A 20,011-nucleotide genomic window follows, 5' to 3' on the forward strand; every position below is an offset into this window, starting at 1 on the left:
TAGTATGAAACAATCACAATTATTAATACCAACAATGAAGGAAGTTCCAAGCGATGCTGAGGTTATCAGTCATCAAATGATGTTACGAGCTGGATATATTCGACAAGTTTCAGCCGGAATGTACAGTTATTTACCATTAGCTTTCTCCGTTATTAGAAAAATTGAAACAATTATTCGCGAAGAAATGGAAGCAATTGGAGCGGTTGAAATGCTTGTACCTGCCGTTATTCCTGCTGAATTATGGGAAGAAACAGGTCGTTATGAAACCTATGGTGATACACTTTTTAAATTAAAAGATCGACATGATAGAAAATTTATTTTAGGACCAACTCATGAAGAAACATTTACTTCTTTAATTCGTGATGAAATCAAATCATATAAAAAATTACCACTGACAATGTTCCAAATACAACAAAAATATCGTGATGAAAATAGACCTCGTTTTGGTATATTAAGAGGCCGTGAATTTTTAATGAAAGATGCTTATTCATTCCATGCGGATGAAGAAAGTTTAAATGATACTTATCAAAAAATGAATCGTGCATATCAAAATATTTTTGAACGCTGTGGTCTTAATTTTAGAAGTATTATTGGTGATGCAGGTGCAATGGGCGGTAATGATTCAAAAGAATTTATGGCAATTTCTGATATTGGTGAAGATACAATCGTTTATTCTGATAAGAGCGATTATGCAGCTAATTTAGAAATGGCAAAAAGTTTGAAAACATATAAGAATTCACATGAAGCGATTAAAGATATTGAAAAAATTGAAACACCAAATATTAAAACAATTGATGAGTTGGCTAAATTTATTGATACAGCAAGTGAAAATTTAATAAAATCATTATTATTTATGGCTGATGAAAAACCAGTGATGGTTTTAATGCGCGGAAATGATATTTTGAATGAAATTAAATTAAAAAACACATTAGGCGCTGATTTTTTACGTATGGCAACTGATTCAGATGTTACTGAAGTGTTGGGTGCAGAGTTTGGTTCACTTGGACCTGTTGGTGTTACAGAAGACGTAACAATTGTTGCCGACGAAGGAATTAAGGGAATGATAAATGCGGTCGTTGGTGCAAATACGACTGGTTCTCATTTATTTAACGCAAATATTGATCGTGATTACCGAGTAGATAAATTTGTAGATTTACGTTTGGCTCAAGAAGGTGAAACTTCACCTGAAGGGGAAGGCGAATTGAAATTTACTAAGGGGATTGAAATTGGTCATATCTTCAAAATTGGAACACGATATTCTGAGGCATTGGGCGCTAATATCTTAGATGATAATGGCCGCGAAAAACCTGTGATATTAGGTTGTTATGGAATCGGCGTTAGTCGTTTACTTGCAGCCATTGCAGAGCAACAAGCTGATGAAAATGGTTTAGTATGGCCTAGAAGTATTGCACCATACGATGTTCATGTAATTCCAATTAATGCTAAAAATGATGAACAAATGGCTCTAGCTAATGAAATTGACAAAAAAATGACTGAAAATGGTTACAAAGTATTGCTTGATGATCGTAAAGAACGTGCAGGTGTTAAATTTGCTGATTCAGATTTAATTGGATTACCTGTTCGAATTACAGTTGGTAAGAAAGCTGCTGATGGTATCGTTGAAGTGAAGTTACGTAGAAATGGTGAAACGATTGAAGTAACGAAAGACGAATTAGAGAGCTCTATCTCAATTTTATTAAAAGAAGAAAATCAAAACTAGTTAAAGAAGATTGAGTTCAAAAGAAAATTTTGACTCAGTCTCTTTTTCATTTTTAGAAAAGGAGTCAATCATTTGTCGCTTAATAATAAAGAATTATTCAATAAACTATTAGAACAAATTAATTTTCAATCAAGTGACCAACAAGATAGTGAAATATTGGATTTAATTGAAATTTCAACCGTAACTGTTCATGAAAAGTCAAAACTATGGGAATTCAAGCTAGTTGCCCCTAAAATTTTGCCATTTTCATTATTTAGTGACTTAGAAAATAAAATTGCAATTACATTTAAAGATATTGCAAAAACAAAAATAACTGTTCAAGTTGAGCAACCAGAATTAACAAACCAACTTTTAGGCGATTATTGGACATGGGCAGTTAAAAATAGTGAAGCTAATTCTTCGCTAGTACAAGAACTTTTTCATGGGAACGTCCCTTATCTTGATGATAGACGAGTGATGTTAATGGCTGAAAATGAAATTGTAAAAACGTTCTTAACAGGTCAAGCATTAGGACCAATTGAAACTGCGTATCAAATGGTCGGATTTCCACAGATAAATATTAATACATTATTAGATGAATCAAAATCACAAGAAAAAATAGAAGAAATTAGACAGCGAAAAGAATCTCAAGATGCCATAATGATGCAGAAGGCAACAGAAACTATTCAGAAACAAAATGAAAAGAAAAAGACTGATTCTCAAACTGTAATTAATGGACCTGTTCAAATGGGTAAAAAGATTAGTACAAAAGAGCCTGCAAAACGGATGGTTGAAATCATTGAAGAGGAACGCTCGGTTATTATTGAGGGATATATTTTCTCTAAGGAAATCCGGACGCTTAAGTCTGAAAGACAATTAATGATCATTAAAATGACGGATTATAGTTCATCCATGACCGTAAAAAAATTCTCTCGTAATGAAGAAGACGAAGCGATGTTTGCTGCTATTCAAGAAAAAGAATGGGTCAGAGTTCGTGGTGCAGTACAAGAAGATAATTTTATGCGAGATCTAGTGGTGAATGCTTACGATATTAATCAAGTCGACCACCCAAGCCGTCAAGAAACAGCTCCAGATGATGAACGACGTGTTGAATTACATTTACACTCAAATATGAGTCAAATGGATGCCACAAATTCAATTACGGATTATGTACAGCAAGCCAGTAAATGGGGACAAAAAGCAATTGCGATTACGGATCATTCTACCTTACAAAGTTTTCCTGAGGCTCATTCTGCTGGAAAGAAAAATAATATTAAAATTTTGTACGGTGTTGAGGCTAACGTTGTTGATGATGGTATTCCAATTGCTTTTAATGATAAGGATGTAAATCTAGAAGAAGCCACTTATGTTACTTTTGATACGGAAACAACGGGTTTATCTGCTCGATTTGATAAAGTTATTGAATTAGCTGCTGTTAAAATGACAAAGGGAAATGTCATTGAAGAATTTGATGAATTTATTGATCCAGGACATCATTTATCTGAAACAACAACTAATTTAACCTCAATTACGGATGAAATGGTTCATGGATCAAAATCTGAAGAAGAAGTTTTTAAATTATTTAGAGAATTTTCAGAAGGTAGTATTCTAGTTGCCCATAATGCTAGTTTTGATATTGGCTTTATGAATACTGGATATGAACGTCATGGCATGGAACCTATGCAAAATCCAATCATTGATACGTTAACGTTAGCAAGATTTTTACATCCCGAATTAAAAGGGTTTAGATTAAATACACTTTCCAAAAAATTCAATGTTAACTTGGAACATCATCATCGCGCTATTTATGATGCTGAGACAACTGGTCTTTTGTGTAATATCTTTATTAAAGATGCTAAGGAACGATTTGAAATAACGTCACATGTTCAATTGAATGATCATATGGGTGAGCATGATGCTTACAAACAAGCACGTCCATTCCATGTTACGTTACTTGCGACAACTCAAGCCGGACTTAAAAATATGTTTAAATTAGTTTCAACTTCGATGATAGATTATTTTTATCGGATGCCCCGCATCCCTCGAAGTGAGTTAAATAAATATCGTGAAGGTATTATCGTTGGTTCAGCGTGTGACTCAGGTGAAGTATTTACAGCAATGATGCAAAAAGGGATGGAAGAGGCTAAAGAAAAGGCTAAGTTTTATGATTACTTAGAAATTCAGCCTAAAGCATTATATGAACCTCTAATCCATCAAGAATTAATTAAGGATAATCAAAATTTAGAGGAAATTTTACAAAATATGGTTGATTTAGGACACGAAATGGATAAGCCGGTTGTTGCGACTGGAGATGTTCATTATATGAACCCTGAAGATAGTATTTATCGTAAAATTCTTGTTAATTCAATGGGTGGTGCTAATCCGTTAAATCGTTCTATTTTACCTGATGCACATTTTAGAACAACGAATGAAATGTTGGAAGGATTCCAATTTTTAGGTGCGGATGTTGCTAAAGAAATCGTTGTTACAAATACGAATTTAATCGCTAATATGATTGATGATGACATTTCTCCAGTTAAAGATCGATTATATGCACCGAAAATTGATGGCTCTGAAGAAGAAATTAAACAATTAACCTATAATCGCGCTCATGAACTTTATGGAGAAGAGTTACCTGAAACTGTGGTTAAACGTCTTGATAAAGAATTGACAAGTATCATTGATAATGAATTTTCAGTTATTTATTTAATTTCACAAAAATTAGTTCATAAATCTAACAAAGATGGTTATTTAGTAGGGTCCCGTGGATCTGTTGGGTCAAGTCTTGTTGCAACAATGACTGGAATAACAGAAATTAATCCATTACCACCTCATTATCGATGCCCTAAATGTAAATATACACATTTTTATGAAAAAGGTGAATATGGGTCTGGATTTGATTTACCAGACCAAGACTGTCCCAAATGTGGTACACCATTAGATAAAGATGGACATGATATTCCATTTGAAACTTTTCTTGGATTTTATGGTGATAAAGTTCCTGATATTGATTTGAATTTTTCGGGTGATTATCAAGCAATTGCGCATAATTATACGAAAGTTTTATTTGGGGAAGATTATGTTTTCCGTGCAGGAACAATTGGTACTGTTGCAGATAAAACGGCTTATGGTTATGTTAAGGGTTATGAACGTGATACTGGAGCAACGTTTAGAAATGCGGAGATAGATCGACTTGCTAAGGGGTCAACTGGCGTTAAACGGACGACCGGTCAACATCCTGGTGGTATCTTAGTTGTCCCTAACTATATGGATGTTTATGATTTTTCACCTATCCAGTATCCAGCAGATGACTCAACTTCCGAATGGAAAACAACCCATTTTGATTTCCATTCTATCCACGATAATATCTTGAAATTAGATATTTTGGGTCATGATGATCCAACCATGATTAGAATGTTACAAGATTTATCAGGAGTTGACCCAAAAACAATCCCTACGGATGATAAGGGCGTTATGCAAATATTCCAAGGGCCTGAAGTACTTGGTGTTACTAGCGACGAAATTTTCTCAAAAACAGGTACATTAGGTATTCCGGAATTCGGAACGAGATTTGTTCGAGGGATGCTAGAAGAAACAAAACCTAAAACATTTGCTGAACTATTAAAAATTTCTGGTCTATCACATGGTACAGATGTGTGGTTGGGAAACGCTGAAGAACTTATTTCTAATGGAACAATCACGATGCCGGAAGTTATTGGCTGTCGTGATGATATCATGATGGGGCTTATTCATATGGGTATGGAAGCTGGTAGCGCTTTTAATATTATGGAAGGTGTTCGAAAAGGAAAAGGTATCTCAGATGATTATCAAACTGAGATGAAAGCAGCAAAAATTCCAGATTGGTATATCGGAGCATGTTTAAAAATCAAGTATATGTTCCCTAAGGCACATGCTGCTGCGTATATTTTGATGGCCTTACGAATTGCATACTATAAAGTTTATTTTCCAATGTTATATTACTGTGCTTATTTCAGTGTTAGAGCAGATGATTTTGATTTAGTCGCAATGTCGCATGGTAAAGAAGCAGTGAAAAAAGCAATGAAAGATATTAATGATAAAGGGATGGATGCATCAACAAAAGAGAAAAATTTGTTGACGGTCCTTGAATTAAGCAATGAAATGCTTGAACGTGGCTTCCAATTTGGGATGATTGATTTGGATAAATCAGATGATTCAAATTGGATAATTGATGGTGATAAGTTAATTGCACCATTTAGAGCTGTACCAGGTCTTGGTAATAACGTTGCTAAGCAAATTATTGCTGCTCGTGAGGAACGCCCATTTTTATCTAAAGAAGATTTAGCTAAACGTGGTAAAGTTTCTAAGTCATTAATTGAGTATATGACTGAAAATAATGTTTTAAAAGCATTACCAGATGAAAATCAACTATCTATTTTTGATGATGTCTTTTTCTAAAAAGTGAGAACATAGCAGTTTGTTGATGTTTTCAGAAAATTATGCTATATTAAAGAAAGTATTTTGATATCTTGTTTGAGTGAGCAGCGATGCTCACTCTTTTTATTGGGAAAATGTAAGGAGGGTAACGTGTGAGTACTGTTATAGAGACTGTCACAGAGCTAGTTCAACCAATTGTTGATGAACAGAATATTGAATTGGTGGACATTGAATTTGTTAAAGAAGGCCCAAGTTGGTTTTTAAGAGTTTACATTGATAAACCTGAAGGCATTAAAATTGAAGAGTGTGTTGCTGTTAGTGATATTTTAAGTGAAAAATTAGATGAGATTAATCCTGATCCAATTCCACAAGCTTATTTTTTAGAGGTTTCATCACCTGGTGCTGAAAGACCTTTGAAAAAGGAAAAAGATTATGAAAGAGCTTTGAATGAATACGTTAATATTTCACTATATGAACCTATTAATAACGCTAAAATTTTTCAAGGTACCTTAACGGAATTAACAGCTGATGAATTAACAGTTGTTTATATGGACAAAACGCGTAAGAGAACGATCGTTATTCCTCGTCAAAAAATAGCTAAGGCGCGCTTAGCTATCAAATTTTAAGTAGCTTTTTATAAAGGAGTAAATTAAAGATGAGTAAAGAACTATTAAGTGCACTTACAGTGTTAGAAGAAGAAAAAGGTATTAAAAAAGAAGTTATTATTGATGCCATTGAAGCAGCATTAGTTTCTGCATACAAGCGTCATTACAATCAAGCACAAAATGTTGAAGTAGAGTTTGATTCAAAAAAAGGTAATATTACAGTTTATGCGGTTAAAGAAGTAGTCGAAGAAGTCTTTGATTCACGTCTTGAAGTTAGTTTGCAAGATGCTTTAGAGATTAATAAAGCATATGAAGTTGGCGATTCAATTCGATTTGAAGTTACACCTAAGGATTTTGGACGAATTGCTGCACAAACTGCTAAACAAGTTATCATGCAACGTGTTCGTGAAGCTGAACGTAGTATTGTTTATGATCAATATATTCAATATGAAAATGAAATCGTTAGCGGTGAAGTAGAACGTCATGATAATCGTTATATTTATGTTAATTTAGGTAAAGTGGAAGCTGTTTTAGCTAAGATTGATCAAATTCCTGGTGAAAGTTTTAATCCACATGATCGAATTAAAGTTTATATCACAAAAGTTGAGAATGCTGCTAAAGGCCCTCAAGTTTTTGTTAGTCGTTCACATCCTGACTTGCTAAAACGATTATTTGAACAAGAAGTTCCTGAAATATATGACGGAACAGTTGAAATTGTATCAATTGCTCGTGAAGCAGGTGACCGTGCTAAGGTAGCTGTTCGTTCGAATAATCCAGATATCGATGCTGTTGGTACTTGTGTTGGTCCTAAAGGACAACGTGTACAAACTATTGTTAATGAATTAAAAGGCGAAAATATGGATATTGTTGAATGGAATGAAGATCCTGCAAAATACATTGCTAATGCTTTGAATCCTGCAGAAGTTGTCAATGTTGTCTTTAATCCAGAAAATGATCATGCTTGTACTGTAGTTGTGCCAGATCACCAATTGTCATTAGCAATTGGTAAAAAAGGTCAAAATGCACGATTAGCTGCAAAATTAACAACGTTTAAAATTGATATTAAATCTGAATCTGATATGGTTAACAGTAGTGAAGAAAAAGAAGTTTCTGAAACAAACAAATAAGCCGATTAAAACTGATCGGTAATTGATTTGGAGGCAAATTAAAGTGATTAATCGTAAAATTCCAATGCGTAAAGATATCGTTACGGGTGAAATGAAACCTAAAAAAGAACTTGTTCGTGTTGTTAAGAATAAAGAAAATGAAGTATCTTTAGATCCAACAGGTAAGAAACCAGGGCGTGGCGCATATATTTTTCTTGATGTAGATGTGGCGAAGCAGGCTCAAAAAGAAAGAACATTCAATAAAGCATTCGGTATTAAGATTGACGAATCATTTTATGAAGAACTTGTCGAATATGTTGACCATCAGGTAGCTAGACGAGAATTATTTAAAGATGAAAAATAGTCAAAAATTCTTACAAATGCTAGGCTTGACCAGACGCGCAGGTATGTTGGTGACTGGTGAAGGACTAGTATTGAATGCTGTCAGGAAGAATAAAGCTAAATTGGTTATTCTTTCTGAAGATTGTGGACAAGCGACTTTAAAAAAAGTAACAGATAAGTGCAACAGCTATAATGTTAAATTATATGTTGGATTTTCAAAAGCCAGTTTAAGTGAGGCCGTTGGACAACAGCGCACAGTGTATGCTATTACCGATAAAGGTTTTAGCAGAAGGATGTGTGACTTAATGGATATATAGAAGGAGCATGCAAATATGGGAAAAAAAAGAATTTATGAATTAGCTAAAGAGCTAGAATTAAATACTAAAGATATTATTGATTTTGCAACGACAAAAGGTTTTGATGTTAAAAATCATATGTCAACTATTGGTGATAATGAAGAACGTCAGATTCGCGATAAATTTAAAAAGGGCGCTGCTAAAGTAGTTGCTGCAAAGAAAATGGTTGAAAAAACTGTATCTAATGCAACACCGAAAAAACCAGTAGCAAAACCTGTTGCAAAGAAACCAGCACAACCTGCTAAAACAACGAATAGTAAACCTGTTGCTCAAAAATCATCGCAGGTAGCTTCAAAACCAGTAGCAAGAACAACTAACGCTGCACCAAAGACAACAAATGAAAAGCCAGCAAATCGTCCTCAAAATAGTACACAATCAAGTGCTAGAACTGCTAATAATGGTAATGCTAATCAGCAAGGACGTTCGAGATTTAATAATAATAACCGTTATGGGAATAATCCTTATAACAAACGTAACAGAAATAAGAAAAACCGTCGTTCAACGACACCAAAACCACCTGTATCACCCAGAAAAGATAAACCATTACCAGAAATCTTATATTACAATGCTGCAACTAATGTTGCTGAAATTGCTAAAAAGATTCATCGTGAACCAGCAGAAATTATTAAAAAATTATTTATGTTAGGCGTAATGGTTAACCAAAATCAAACACTCGATACAGATACAATTGAAATTTTAGCAGCAGAATATGGTATTAAATCAGAAGCTAAAATCGATGTAGATGTTGCTGATATTGATAAAATGTTTGATGCAGAAATTAAAAATGAAGATAATCTTGTTTCAAGACCACCAGTTGTTACAATCATGGGACATGTTGATCATGGTAAGACAACCTTACTTGATAAATTACGTCATACACATGTTACTGATGGTGAAGCTGGTGGTATTACACAACATATTGGTGCTTACCAAGTAAAACATGATAATAAAACAATTACATTCTTAGATACACCTGGACATGCTGCATTTACAAATATGCGTGCTCGTGGTGCCGATATTACTGATATCACTGTTTTAGTTGTTGCTGCTGATGATGGGGTTATGCCTCAAACAATTGAAGCAATTAATCATTCTAAAGCAGCCAATGTACCTATTATTGTTGCTGTTAATAAAATGGATAAGCCCGGTGCTAATCCTGCTCATGTTACAGAACAATTGGCTGAATATGAATTAATTCCTGAAAGTTGGGGTGGTGATACTATTTTCGTTGAAATTTCAGCGAAAACAGGCACAAACCTTGATGAATTATTAGAAATGATTTTACTTGAAGCCGAAGTTCTTGAATTACAAGCAAATCCAAAACAAAAGGGTATTGGATCTGTTATTGAAGCTCGTCTTGATAAAGGCCGTGGAACAGTTGCTTCATTACTTGTTCAACAAGGTACGTTAAAAGTTGGTGATCCAATTGTTGTTGGTAATAGTTTCGGACGTGTCCGTACTATGACAAATGATAAAGGCCGTCAAGTTAATAAAGCTAAACCTGCTACACCAGTAGAAATTACTGGTTTGAATGATGTTCCAGGTGCTGGCGATCGTTTCGTTGTCTTTGATGATGAAAAAACTGCTCGTGCAGCTGGTGAAGAACGTGCTAAACGTGCTTTAACAAAAGAACGTGGAAATGTTACGCATGTAACACTTGATAACTTGTTTGATTCACTTAAAGAAGGCGAATTAAAAGAAGTTGCTGTTATTATTAAAGCAGATGTTCAAGGTTCAGTTGAAGCTCTTGCAGGAAGTTTGAAGAAGATTGATGTTGAAGGTGTTCGAGTTAATATCATTCATCAAGCAGCTGGTGCAATTACTGAAAGTGATGTTACTTTGGCAGAAGCAAGTAATGCTATCATTATAGGATTTAATGTTCGTCCAACACCTCAAGCTAAACTTCAAGCACAATCTGACGAAGTTGATATTCGCTTACATCGTGTTATTTATAACGCAATTGAAGAAATTGAAACGGCTATGAAGGGAATGCTTGAACCAGTCTTTGAAGAAAAAATAACTGGACAAGTTGAAATTCGTGAAACATATAAAGTTACAAAAGTTGGAACAATTGGTGGTGCTTACGTCACTGAAGGTTACATCGAAAGAGATAGCGGCGTTCGTTTAATTCGTGATGGTATTGTTATTTATGAAGGTAAATTAGCAAGCTTGAAACGCTTTAAAGATGACGCTAAAATTGTTAAACAAGGTTTCGAATGTGGTGTCATGATTGAAAAATACAATGACATTAGAGAAGGCGACCAAATTGAAGCCTACGTTATGGAAGAAGTTCCAGTTAAATAATTCATAACAACTATAGGAGGATATAAAATGACACAACATTACCGTGTAGGTCGTTTATCACAAGAAATTCAAAAAGAAGTTAATGATATTCTTTTAAAACGAGTGAGAGATCCTCGAGTTGAAGGTGTCACAATTACGGGAGTTAATGTAACTGGTGATTTACAACAGGCGACAATTTACTATAGTATATTGTCAAATATGGCATCAGATGCACAAAAAACACAACGTGGTTTGGAAAAAGCTTCTGGATTAATTCGTGGTGAACTTGGATCAAGATTATCAATTTATAAAACACCAGAATTGGTTTTTGTAAGAGATGAGTCAGTTCAATATGGTGATAAAATTGATCAATTACTTAAAAAGATAGATTCTGAATATTAAAATAAAAATCCTGATACCGTTTGTTGCTCTATTTAAACTGTTGTTGATGGATAACTTTATGAAGGTCCTAATCCTTAGTGATTAGGCCTTTTTTTCTCCTCATCAATGGAGATATTATCTTATAATATAATCATATCTTTTATTTTTAATAGTAATCAAGTAAAATTAGTTGTAAGTATTGGTATCTCATATCTTTGATTATATGGTGTAGTTGAATACTAATTCATTTGAAGAATTATGAATTTTTCTTATACCACTATTCAACAATCATTAGATAGTGTGGTAATTTCCTTTAAAAAATTAATTTAATTTTCAAAATATATATTAGAAAGAGGTACTAATTTGAATTCAGAGCAATATAAAGAATTATTAACTTCACAGTCAAAAGAAGTATTAATTCGATTACTAACAAAATATACTGAGAATAAATACGAAATAAAGAATGATATATTAGCTGATTTGGGATTTTTGGATGAAGAAGAAGAAATAGAAGATGCAAAGGAACGAATTCGAGAAATTATTTATGAAAATAGGAAACAAGGGTATGTTTCGTGGAGAGGATACGACAATATTAGTGAAGTAGTCGATAATCTGCTCTCTATTTGTGACGTGAGATTTAGTCAAAATTATTTAAAAGCACCTATGTTAATATTATTAGATTTATTAGAACAATTAGTAAAGGTCAGTGAGTATACAGAATTAGGGTTTATGATTGAGCAAGAGAGTATACTTTCTAAAATACGGATTTATGTAGAAAAACTGTCTGTTAAAGATGGGGCAGATGAAAAGAAAAAATTAATTGTTACGAATGTTATTCGATATGCTAAAAAAAATTTTTGGAATGAATGGGCGGTGAGTGATTTTGATTTACTCAGTCTCATTCTTCCTTTGCTAAATACAAAAAATACGGATAAAGTATTGAAAATTGCCGATAAAATTAGTACAAGATTTGATGAATATACACAACAAGATAGGAAAAGTAAATATTTATTATTTAAAATTAAATTGTTCTTCCAAGTAAATAAAATTAAAGAAGCAGAAGAAATTATTAATAATAATTTAGATATTGATGATGTTAGAATGTTTAAAGTTGAGTTAGCTGTTTCAAGAAAAGACTATGAAGTTGCAGAAAAATTAGTACTAAAAAAATTAATTACAGATAATGATAAAAATATTCAATATTTACAACCTTGGTATACTCGACTAGATACTATCTATGAGGAGACAAATCAAGTTCAAAAAAGAATTGAGTATTTAAAACAGGCATTATATAAAGGCAATGATTCCGATTATAAAAAATTAAAAAAGCTTTTAGTTGATAATGGATTTTGGAAAGCTGAATACCCTGATATTCTGAAAAACATTTCTAAAACACTTGATAATTGGCAACTTGCACAGATATTAGCAGATGAAAACGAAGCTACCATTTTGCTACAATTAATTAAAAAAAATCTGAATTTATTTATGAATTATGGAAAATATATTTACCCACTATATCCCAAAGAAGCTAACATGATGTTTGAAAGCATAGTTAAAGATTTAATAGTTAAAGCTAAAAATAGAAAAGACTATCAAAATATTGGCGATTATATTTTACGGTATAATAACTTTGGAGATGAGGAAGTAGCAATATCTCTTTGTGAGGGTTTGAAAAAGAAATATAAAAATCGGCCTGCACTACAAAAAGAAATGGATAACGTTATGGAAAGAATAAAAAATTATGATGTTTATGGGAAGTTTTGTGAATAATAACGTAGCTAAAACTGTTGGTAAATAGGTATTTAGGAATGATGATAGATAGTTATCTCTTAAATAGAAATTTCAATATTTATAAAAATTAGAATCGATATCCCTTGTTTTACTGATTATGATATACTGTTAAAAGTATATTAACGGAGGTAAGACAATGGACGGAATTATTCCACTATTCAAAGAACGTGGTATGACCAGTCATGATTGTGTTTTTAAGTGTCGTGGCATTTTTCAAACCAAAAAAGTTGGTCATTCAGGTACTCTTGATCCAAATGTTGATGGTGTTCTACCGATTTGTATTGGTAAAGCGACAAAAACAGTAAACTATTTGATGAATTCTGGCAAAGTATATGCGGGTGAAATAACACTTGGTTTCTCTACAGAAACTGAAGATTTAGATGGCGAAATAATCGAAGAAAAAGAGATTATAGATCCTTTCACATCGGAAGAAATTGATGATGTTATGAACCAGATGACAGGTACAATGATTCAAATTCCACCAATGTTCTCAGCTGTTAAAGTAAACGGACGTCGCTTATATGATTACGCTCGTAAAGGTGAAACAGTGGAACGTCCAGAAAGACAAATAACGGTGACTTCATTTATTCAAACGAAAGCTACAGAATATGATTTAGAAAATAAAAGACAAAAAATTTATTTTGAAGTTGCATGTGGAAAAGGGACCTATGTTAGGACGCTAGCTGTTGATCTCGGTAAAAAATTAGGTGTACCTGCAGTTATGTCCGACCTGACTAGACTGGAAAGCGGCGGTTTTAGAATTGATAAGGCGTTTACCCTGGACCAATTAAATGAGGCTAAAGTCAATGGGACGTTAGAATCGTTGTTATATCCAATTGATACAGCGCTAACATCATTTAAAAGGTATGAATTAACAACTGAACAGTGGCTTATTGTCCAAAATGGTGGATTTTTAGCAGTTGATTCGTTTAATAATGAGCCAACAGTTTCTCTAGTTTATGAAAATAAAATTAGATGTTTATACAGATTGAATAGTGAAAAAAATCGTTATCAGTCTGAGACAATGTTTGATTTAGGATAAAGGAAGATATTGGAACATGAAAGTTATTTATTTAACTGAACCGTATAACCCTAACGAAATTAGTAATGATTCTATTTCACTTGCTATGGGTTTTTTTGACGGTGTTCATTTAGGACATCAAAAAGTAATACAAGAAGCTAAGCAAAAAGCTAACGAAAAAAATATTAAACTTGCAGTAATGACATTTGATAAGCATCCGTCAGTACAATTTCAAAAAGCACCCGAACAAAGTGTAAAATATTTAACGTCTATGGAAAAAAAAATATTATTAATGAAGCAATTAGGCGTTGATATTTTTTATATTTTAACGCTAAATAATAGTTTAGCAAAAATGGAACCACAAGATTTTGTCGATAAATATATGGTTGCATTGCATGTAAAGGTAGTAGTTGCAGGATTTGATTATACGTATGGTAAAAAAGATATCGCAAATATGGATACACTACCTTTATATGCTAATCAAAAATTTGAAATTATTACTGTGCCTGAATTAGCGACGAATCATCAAAAGATAAGTTCATCTCGAATTAGAATGGAAATTGATAACGGACATATTAGCGATGTTAATAAGTTATTGGGCTATAAATATGAAACACTTGGTAAAGTTGTTCACGGTGAAGCTAGAGGTAGAGAACTTGGCTTTCCAACATTAAATTTAGAATTCAATGAACACATTCGAATTCCGGGACCCGGAATATATGTGACTAGCGTTCAGGTTGGTGATGTCTGGTATCGTGGGATGGCATCTATTGGCTACAACGTAACGTTTGGAAAAAATCGTGAATTAACGGTCGAAATAAATTTATTTGATTTCAACGAGATGATTTATGGCCAAATTGTTACGGTTCAATGGTTAGCATATTTGAGAAGTGAAGTTAAATTTGAAGGTATTCCTGGATTAATTACGCAATTAAATAAAGATAAAAAAAATACTAATACTTATTTTGACCAACACATATAAGTATTGGTTTAATGGCTGACTAAATAGGATATATTTAGTCAGCCATTTTCTTTAAAAAAGTGAGTGCATTCCTTGACAATAATCTCAACATTTAGTATATTAATAGTTGTCTTAGCACTCCATTGTGTTAAGTGCTAAAAAGAGGTGATTGATCATGCTAACAGAAAGACAAATGTTAGTGTTAGAAGCAATTGTCAGAGTATATACAGAGGTTGGTCAACCTGTTGGTTCTAAATCGGTCGTTGATTTTTTACCAATGCATGTAAGTTCAGCAACTATCAGAAATGAAATGGTGACATTGGAAAATAATGGGTTAATTAAAAAAACACATTCTTCTTCTGGTAGAATTCCTTCATTTTTAGGTTATCGATATTATGTTGATCACATTGTTAAACCCGGCGTTGTTCCAGCAGCGGAATTAGCGAATATTCAAAATTCTCTTGGTGTTCATTTTCAAAAGATTGATGAAATATTTGCAGAATCAACTAAGATTCTTTCGGACTTAACAAATTATACAGCGATTTCTTTACGACCTGAAACAATGGAAAGTCGTCTCGAAGGTTTTCGATTAGTACCATTAGGAAATCATCGAATTATGGCTATTCTTGTGATGAGTAGTGGCGTTGTTGAGAATCAGACATTCAGTATTCCTAAATCGATTAACGGATCAGATTTAGAAGCCGTAACAAGGTTGTTGAATGACCAATTAATTGGGTTGTCATTAGCTGAAATTTCTAAGAAGTTAAGAACAAGTATCCCAGTTATGTTGGTTAATTATATGCGTAGGCCAGCTGGTATTTTAGATATTTTTGGTAATATTTTAAAGCAGGCAGCACGTGAACAAGTTTTTGTTGGCGGTAAATCTAATATATTAGATTTTGCTACCGATAGTAACGTGGATGAATTAAAATCATTATATGATTTAGTAGACACATCAAATAACAAGAATATTGGTGAATTAATTGGAATTCAAGGTAAACCTATTCAAATTAAAATTGGTGAGGAATTAACGAACCAATTACTTGATAACTATAGTCTTATATCAGCTAGTTATGATGTTAGTGACCATGGTCAAGGGGTTATCGCATTATTGGGTCCTACAAATATGCCATATTCAAAAATGATTGGTTTATTAGATGCATTTAGTGATGAGCTTGCTAAAAAATTGTTAGATTATTATCAACAATTTGATAAATAAGAAAAGGGGTGTTGTGTGTGGTTAAAGATGCCAAAGAAGATTTAGTTGAAGAAGATGTTACACAAGAGCAACATCAGTCTAGTGAAGCAACTAATCAAAATGAGAAAAAAAGTTCTGTTACTGATAAAGTAAAAGAAAAATTTAGTAAAAAGCCTTCTGATGCAGATAAATTAGTTGAGTTACAAGCTAGTTTAGACACAATGGAAGATAAATATTTACGAGCAGAAGCCGAAATGGCAAATATGAATACACGCTTTAAGAAAGAACAAGAACAACTCTTAAAGTATAGCGGGCAATCATTAGCTAAAGATGTTCTACCAGTTATCGATAATTTGGAACGAGCATTGGCAATTGAGGTTGACACTGAGAGTGGCGAACAACTTAAAAAAGGTATTGAATTAGTTTATAAAGATGCACAAAAAGCATTAACTAATAATGACGTTATAGAAATTGCAACTGATGACGTTACTTTTGATCCAAATGTTCACCAAGCAGTTCAAACAGTTCCAGCTTCTGATGATCAAAAAGCAGATACAATTGTTCAAGTCCTTCAAAAAGGATATAAATTAAAAGATAGAGTGTTACGTCCAGCAATGGTCGTTGTCGCTCAATAATAATATAAGAAGAGGTAGATAAATTATGGCAAAAATTATAGGAATTGATTTAGGAACAACTAACTCAGCTGTTGCTGTGTTAGAAGGTAAAGAAGCAAAAATTATTACAAACCCAGAAGGAAATCGTACAACACCATCTGTTGTTTCATTTAAAGATGGCGAAACTCAAGTTGGTGAAGTTGCTAAACGCCAAGCAATCACAAACCCTGATACTGTTGCATCAATTAAACGTCACATGGGAGAAGAAGGCTACAAAGTAGATATTCAAGGAAAATCATACACACCACAAGAAGTTTCTGCTATGATTTTACAATACATCAAAGAATATTCTGAAGCTTACTTAGGCGAATCAGTAACACAAGCTGTTATTACAGTTCCTGCTTACTTTAACGATTCACAACGTCAAGCTACAAAAGATGCTGGTAAAATTGCCGGTTTAGAAGTTGAACGTATTGTTAACGAACCTACTGCTGCTGCTTTAGCATATGGTCTTGAAAATACTGAAAAAGATGAAAAAATCCTTGTATTCGATTTAGGTGGTGGTACATTTGATGTTTCTATCCTTGAATTAGGTGATGGTGTCTTTGAAGTACTATCAACAAACGGTGATACTAAACTTGGTGGAGATGATTTTGATCAAAAAATCATGGACTGGTTAGTTGAGACCTTCAAAAAAGAAAATGGTATTGACTTATCAAAAGATAAAATGGCAATGCAACGTCTTAAAGATGCTGCTGAAAAAGCTAAAAAAGATGTATCTGGTGTTACTAGTGCACAAATTAGCTTACCATTTATTACAGCCGGTGCTGCTGGACCTTTACATTTAGAAGCAACATTATCACGTGCAAAATTTGATAATCTTACACAAGACTTAGTTGAACGTACACGTATTCCAGTTCAAAATGCTTTAAAAGATGCTGGATTAACAAATGCTGATATTGATCAAGTTATCTTGGTTGGTGGTTCAACACGTATTCCTGCTGTTCAAGCATTAGTTGAAAAAGAAACAGATCACAAACCTAACCAATCAGTTAACCCTGATGAAGCTGTTGCACTTGGTGCTGCAATTCAAGGTGGTGTCATTACTGGTGATGTTAAGGATGTTGTTTTACTTGATGTAACACCACTTTCATTGGGTATTGAAACAATGGGTAGCGTCTTTACTAAGTTAATTGATCGTAATACAACGATCCCAACAAGCAAGTCACAAACGTTCTCAACAGCTGCAGATAACCAACCTGCCGTTGATATCCATGTCTTACAAGGTGAACGTCCAATGGCTACTGATAATAAAACATTAGGCCGTTTCCAATTAAATGATATTCCTGCTGCACCTCGTGGAATCCCTCAAATTGAAGTTAAATTTGATATTGATAAAAATGGTATTGTTAACGTTTCTGCTAAAGATTTAGGCACAAACAAAGAACAAAAAATTACAATCAAGAGTTCAGGTGGTCTTGCAGAAGACGAAATCGAACGCATGGTTAATGAAGCTAAAGAAAACGAAGAAGCAGATAAGGCACGTAAAGAAGAAGTTGATTTGAAGAATGAAGTTGATCAATTATTATTCTCAGTTGATAAAACTTTGGAAGAATTAAAAGGTAAAGTAACTGAAGAAGAAATTAAATCTGCTGAAGATGCTCGTGATGCTTTGAAGAAAGCTCAAGAAGATAACAATGTTGAAGATATGAAAGTTAAGAAAGATGAATTGAATAAAATTGTTCAAGACTTAACTGTTAAATTGTATCAACAAGCACAAGAAGCTCAAGGTGAAGCTGGTGCTGAAGGCACGGCTAAAGACCCTAAAGATGAAACTGTCGATGGTGACTTCGAAGAAGTTAACCCTGAAGATAAGAAGTAATCTTTACTAAATTTTGAGTGTGATAGAAAGTCAAAGGCCTTTGGGACTTTGGCTTTTTATTTCATGTTAGACATGTTATCCTATTTAGAGCAATAAAAACCAAAAAGGTTATTCGGAGGTACGGAATGGCAGAGAACAAAGATCCATATAATGTACTTGGTGTGACTAAAGATTCGTCACCTGAAGAAATAAAAAAAGCGTATCGTAAGTTATCTAAACAATATCATCCGGATATTAATAAGGATGCTGGTGCCGAAGATAAATTTAAAGAAATCACTGAAGCATATGAAACAGTTGGTGATCCACAAAAGAAAGCTGAATACGATCAATATGGTTCAGCTGGGTCTCAAGGTGGTGCTTACCGAGGATTTGGTGGTCAAGGACAACAAGGTGGATTTGGCGGCGGTGGATTTGAAGATATTTTCAGTTCATTTTTCGGCGGTGGTGGTGCTTCCCAAGATCCAACCGCTCCACGAGCAGGTCGTGATTTGCAATACGAGATGACATTGACATTTAATGAAGGTGTTTTTGGTAAAGAATCAACAATTAAATACAATCGTAAAAGTCTATGTGCTACTTGTTCTGGTTCTGGAGCAAAACCTGGAACTTCTCCAATTACATGTCATAAATGTGGTGGTCGAGGTACTATCCAAGTTGAGCGTCGTACGCCACTTGGAAACATGATGACTGAACAAGAATGTGATATTTGTCATGGTACAGGTAAAGAGATTAAAGAAAAATGTGATACATGTCATGGATCAGGCCATATTGATGAAAGACATGAAGTTAAAGTAACTGTTCCTGCTGGTGTTGAAGATGGTCAACAGATGCGTCTTCAAGGACAAGGTGAATCTGGTGAAAATAGTGGACCTTATGGAGATTTATACATTATCTTTAGAGTTCAGGCTAGTGGCACATTTGACCGTGAAGGTCCTGATATTTACATTGATGTTCCAATTAGCTTTGTCCAAGCTGCATTGGGCGACGAAGTAACGGTTCCAACCGTTCATGGAGATGTAAAAATGAAGATTCCCGCTGGAACACAGACTGGAACGACTTTCAGATTACGTGATAAGGGTGCGCCTAAATTACATGGTAAGGGTAATGGTGATCAAGAAGTGACGGTTAATATTGAAACACCTCGTAATCTTAAAAAAGAACAAAAAGATGCTTTGAAAGAATTTGCTACAGCTAGCGGTAAAAACGTTGTTGGCGAAGGTAATTTATTTGATAAGTTAAAAGATCAATTTAAAAATAAGAAATAAAGTTAAAAATAGAATCGTCTTCTAAGATGATTCTATTTTTTTGTATGCGAACTGTAATTGTGTTTAGTAGCGTTGATTGTTATAATCAGAA

Annotated in this window: 15 protein-coding genes; all 15 read left to right on the forward strand. The window is 33.6% G+C overall.

The window, feature by feature from the left end:
- The first annotated feature begins 4 nt into the window (after positions 1-4).
- The 15 genes from AC1RPX_RS01965 (at position 5) to dnaJ (ending at position 19,920) form a co-directional block, all read left to right on the forward strand.
- Positions 5-1,720, forward strand: coding sequence for a proline--tRNA ligase (locus tag AC1RPX_RS01965; protein ID WP_481761383.1), 1,716 nt, complete (start codon positions 5-7; stop codon positions 1,718-1,720).
- Positions 1,721-1,792: 72 nt separating this feature from the next.
- Positions 1,793-6,136, forward strand: coding sequence for a PolC-type DNA polymerase III (locus tag AC1RPX_RS01970; protein ID WP_481761382.1), 4,344 nt, complete (start codon positions 1,793-1,795; stop codon positions 6,134-6,136).
- A 131-nt stretch (positions 6,137-6,267) separates the two neighbouring features.
- On the forward strand, positions 6,268-6,741 hold the full coding sequence (gene rimP / locus AC1RPX_RS01975) for a ribosome maturation factor RimP (RefSeq protein ID WP_409022452.1): 474 nt from the start codon (positions 6,268-6,270) through the stop codon (positions 6,739-6,741).
- A 29-nt stretch (positions 6,742-6,770) separates the two neighbouring features.
- On the forward strand, positions 6,771-7,847 hold the full coding sequence (gene nusA, locus AC1RPX_RS01980) for a transcription termination factor NusA (RefSeq protein WP_409022453.1): 1,077 nt from the start codon (positions 6,771-6,773) through the stop codon (positions 7,845-7,847).
- Between the two features lie 43 nt (positions 7,848-7,890).
- The gene (gene rnpM / locus AC1RPX_RS01985; protein WP_409022454.1) at positions 7,891-8,190 is read left to right on the forward strand and encodes an RNase P modulator RnpM; all 300 of its coding nucleotides are present in this window, start codon (positions 7,891-7,893) and stop codon (positions 8,188-8,190) included.
- Positions 8,180-8,485 (forward strand): L7Ae/L30e/S12e/Gadd45 family ribosomal protein, encoded by a 306-nt coding sequence (locus AC1RPX_RS01990; RefSeq protein ID WP_409022455.1) that lies wholly within the window; start codon positions 8,180-8,182, stop codon positions 8,483-8,485. The genes rnpM and AC1RPX_RS01990 overlap by 11 nt, the downstream gene beginning before the upstream one ends.
- Positions 8,486-8,500: 15 nt before the next feature.
- Positions 8,501-10,828 (forward strand): translation initiation factor IF-2, encoded by a 2,328-nt coding sequence (gene infB, locus AC1RPX_RS01995; RefSeq protein WP_481761381.1) that lies wholly within the window; start codon positions 8,501-8,503, stop codon positions 10,826-10,828.
- Positions 10,829-10,855: 27 nt separating this feature from the next.
- Positions 10,856-11,209, forward strand: coding sequence for a 30S ribosome-binding factor RbfA (rbfA, locus tag AC1RPX_RS02000; RefSeq protein WP_409022457.1), 354 nt, complete (start codon positions 10,856-10,858; stop codon positions 11,207-11,209).
- A gap of 342 nt (positions 11,210-11,551) precedes the next feature.
- Complete coding sequence (locus AC1RPX_RS02005; RefSeq protein ID WP_481761380.1) at positions 11,552-12,958, forward strand: tetratricopeptide repeat protein; 1,407 nt, start codon at positions 11,552-11,554, stop codon at positions 12,956-12,958.
- Between the two features lie 157 nt (positions 12,959-13,115).
- Positions 13,116-14,021, forward strand: a complete 906-nt coding sequence (truB, locus tag AC1RPX_RS02010; protein ID WP_481761379.1) for a tRNA pseudouridine(55) synthase TruB — start codon at positions 13,116-13,118, stop codon at positions 14,019-14,021.
- Positions 14,022-14,037: 16 nt separating this feature from the next.
- Positions 14,038-14,982, forward strand: coding sequence for a riboflavin biosynthesis protein RibF (gene ribF / locus AC1RPX_RS02015; protein ID WP_481761378.1), 945 nt, complete (start codon positions 14,038-14,040; stop codon positions 14,980-14,982).
- A gap of 154 nt (positions 14,983-15,136) precedes the next feature.
- Positions 15,137-16,180, forward strand: a complete 1,044-nt coding sequence (gene hrcA, locus AC1RPX_RS02020; RefSeq protein WP_409022460.1) for a heat-inducible transcriptional repressor HrcA — start codon at positions 15,137-15,139, stop codon at positions 16,178-16,180.
- Between the two features lie 17 nt (positions 16,181-16,197).
- A complete protein-coding gene (gene grpE, locus AC1RPX_RS02025) occupies positions 16,198-16,794 on the forward strand; it encodes a nucleotide exchange factor GrpE (protein ID WP_481761377.1) in 597 nt (198 codons plus the stop codon).
- A gap of 25 nt (positions 16,795-16,819) precedes the next feature.
- Positions 16,820-18,655, forward strand: a complete 1,836-nt coding sequence (gene dnaK, locus AC1RPX_RS02030; protein ID WP_481761376.1) for a molecular chaperone DnaK — start codon at positions 16,820-16,822, stop codon at positions 18,653-18,655.
- 125 nt (positions 18,656-18,780) lie between these two features.
- Positions 18,781-19,920, forward strand: a complete 1,140-nt coding sequence (gene dnaJ / locus AC1RPX_RS02035; protein WP_481761375.1) for a molecular chaperone DnaJ — start codon at positions 18,781-18,783, stop codon at positions 19,918-19,920.
- Positions 19,921-20,011 lie beyond the last annotated feature (91 nt).

This window comes from Dellaglioa sp. CoH-56-MRSF-14, assembly GCF_056782115.1.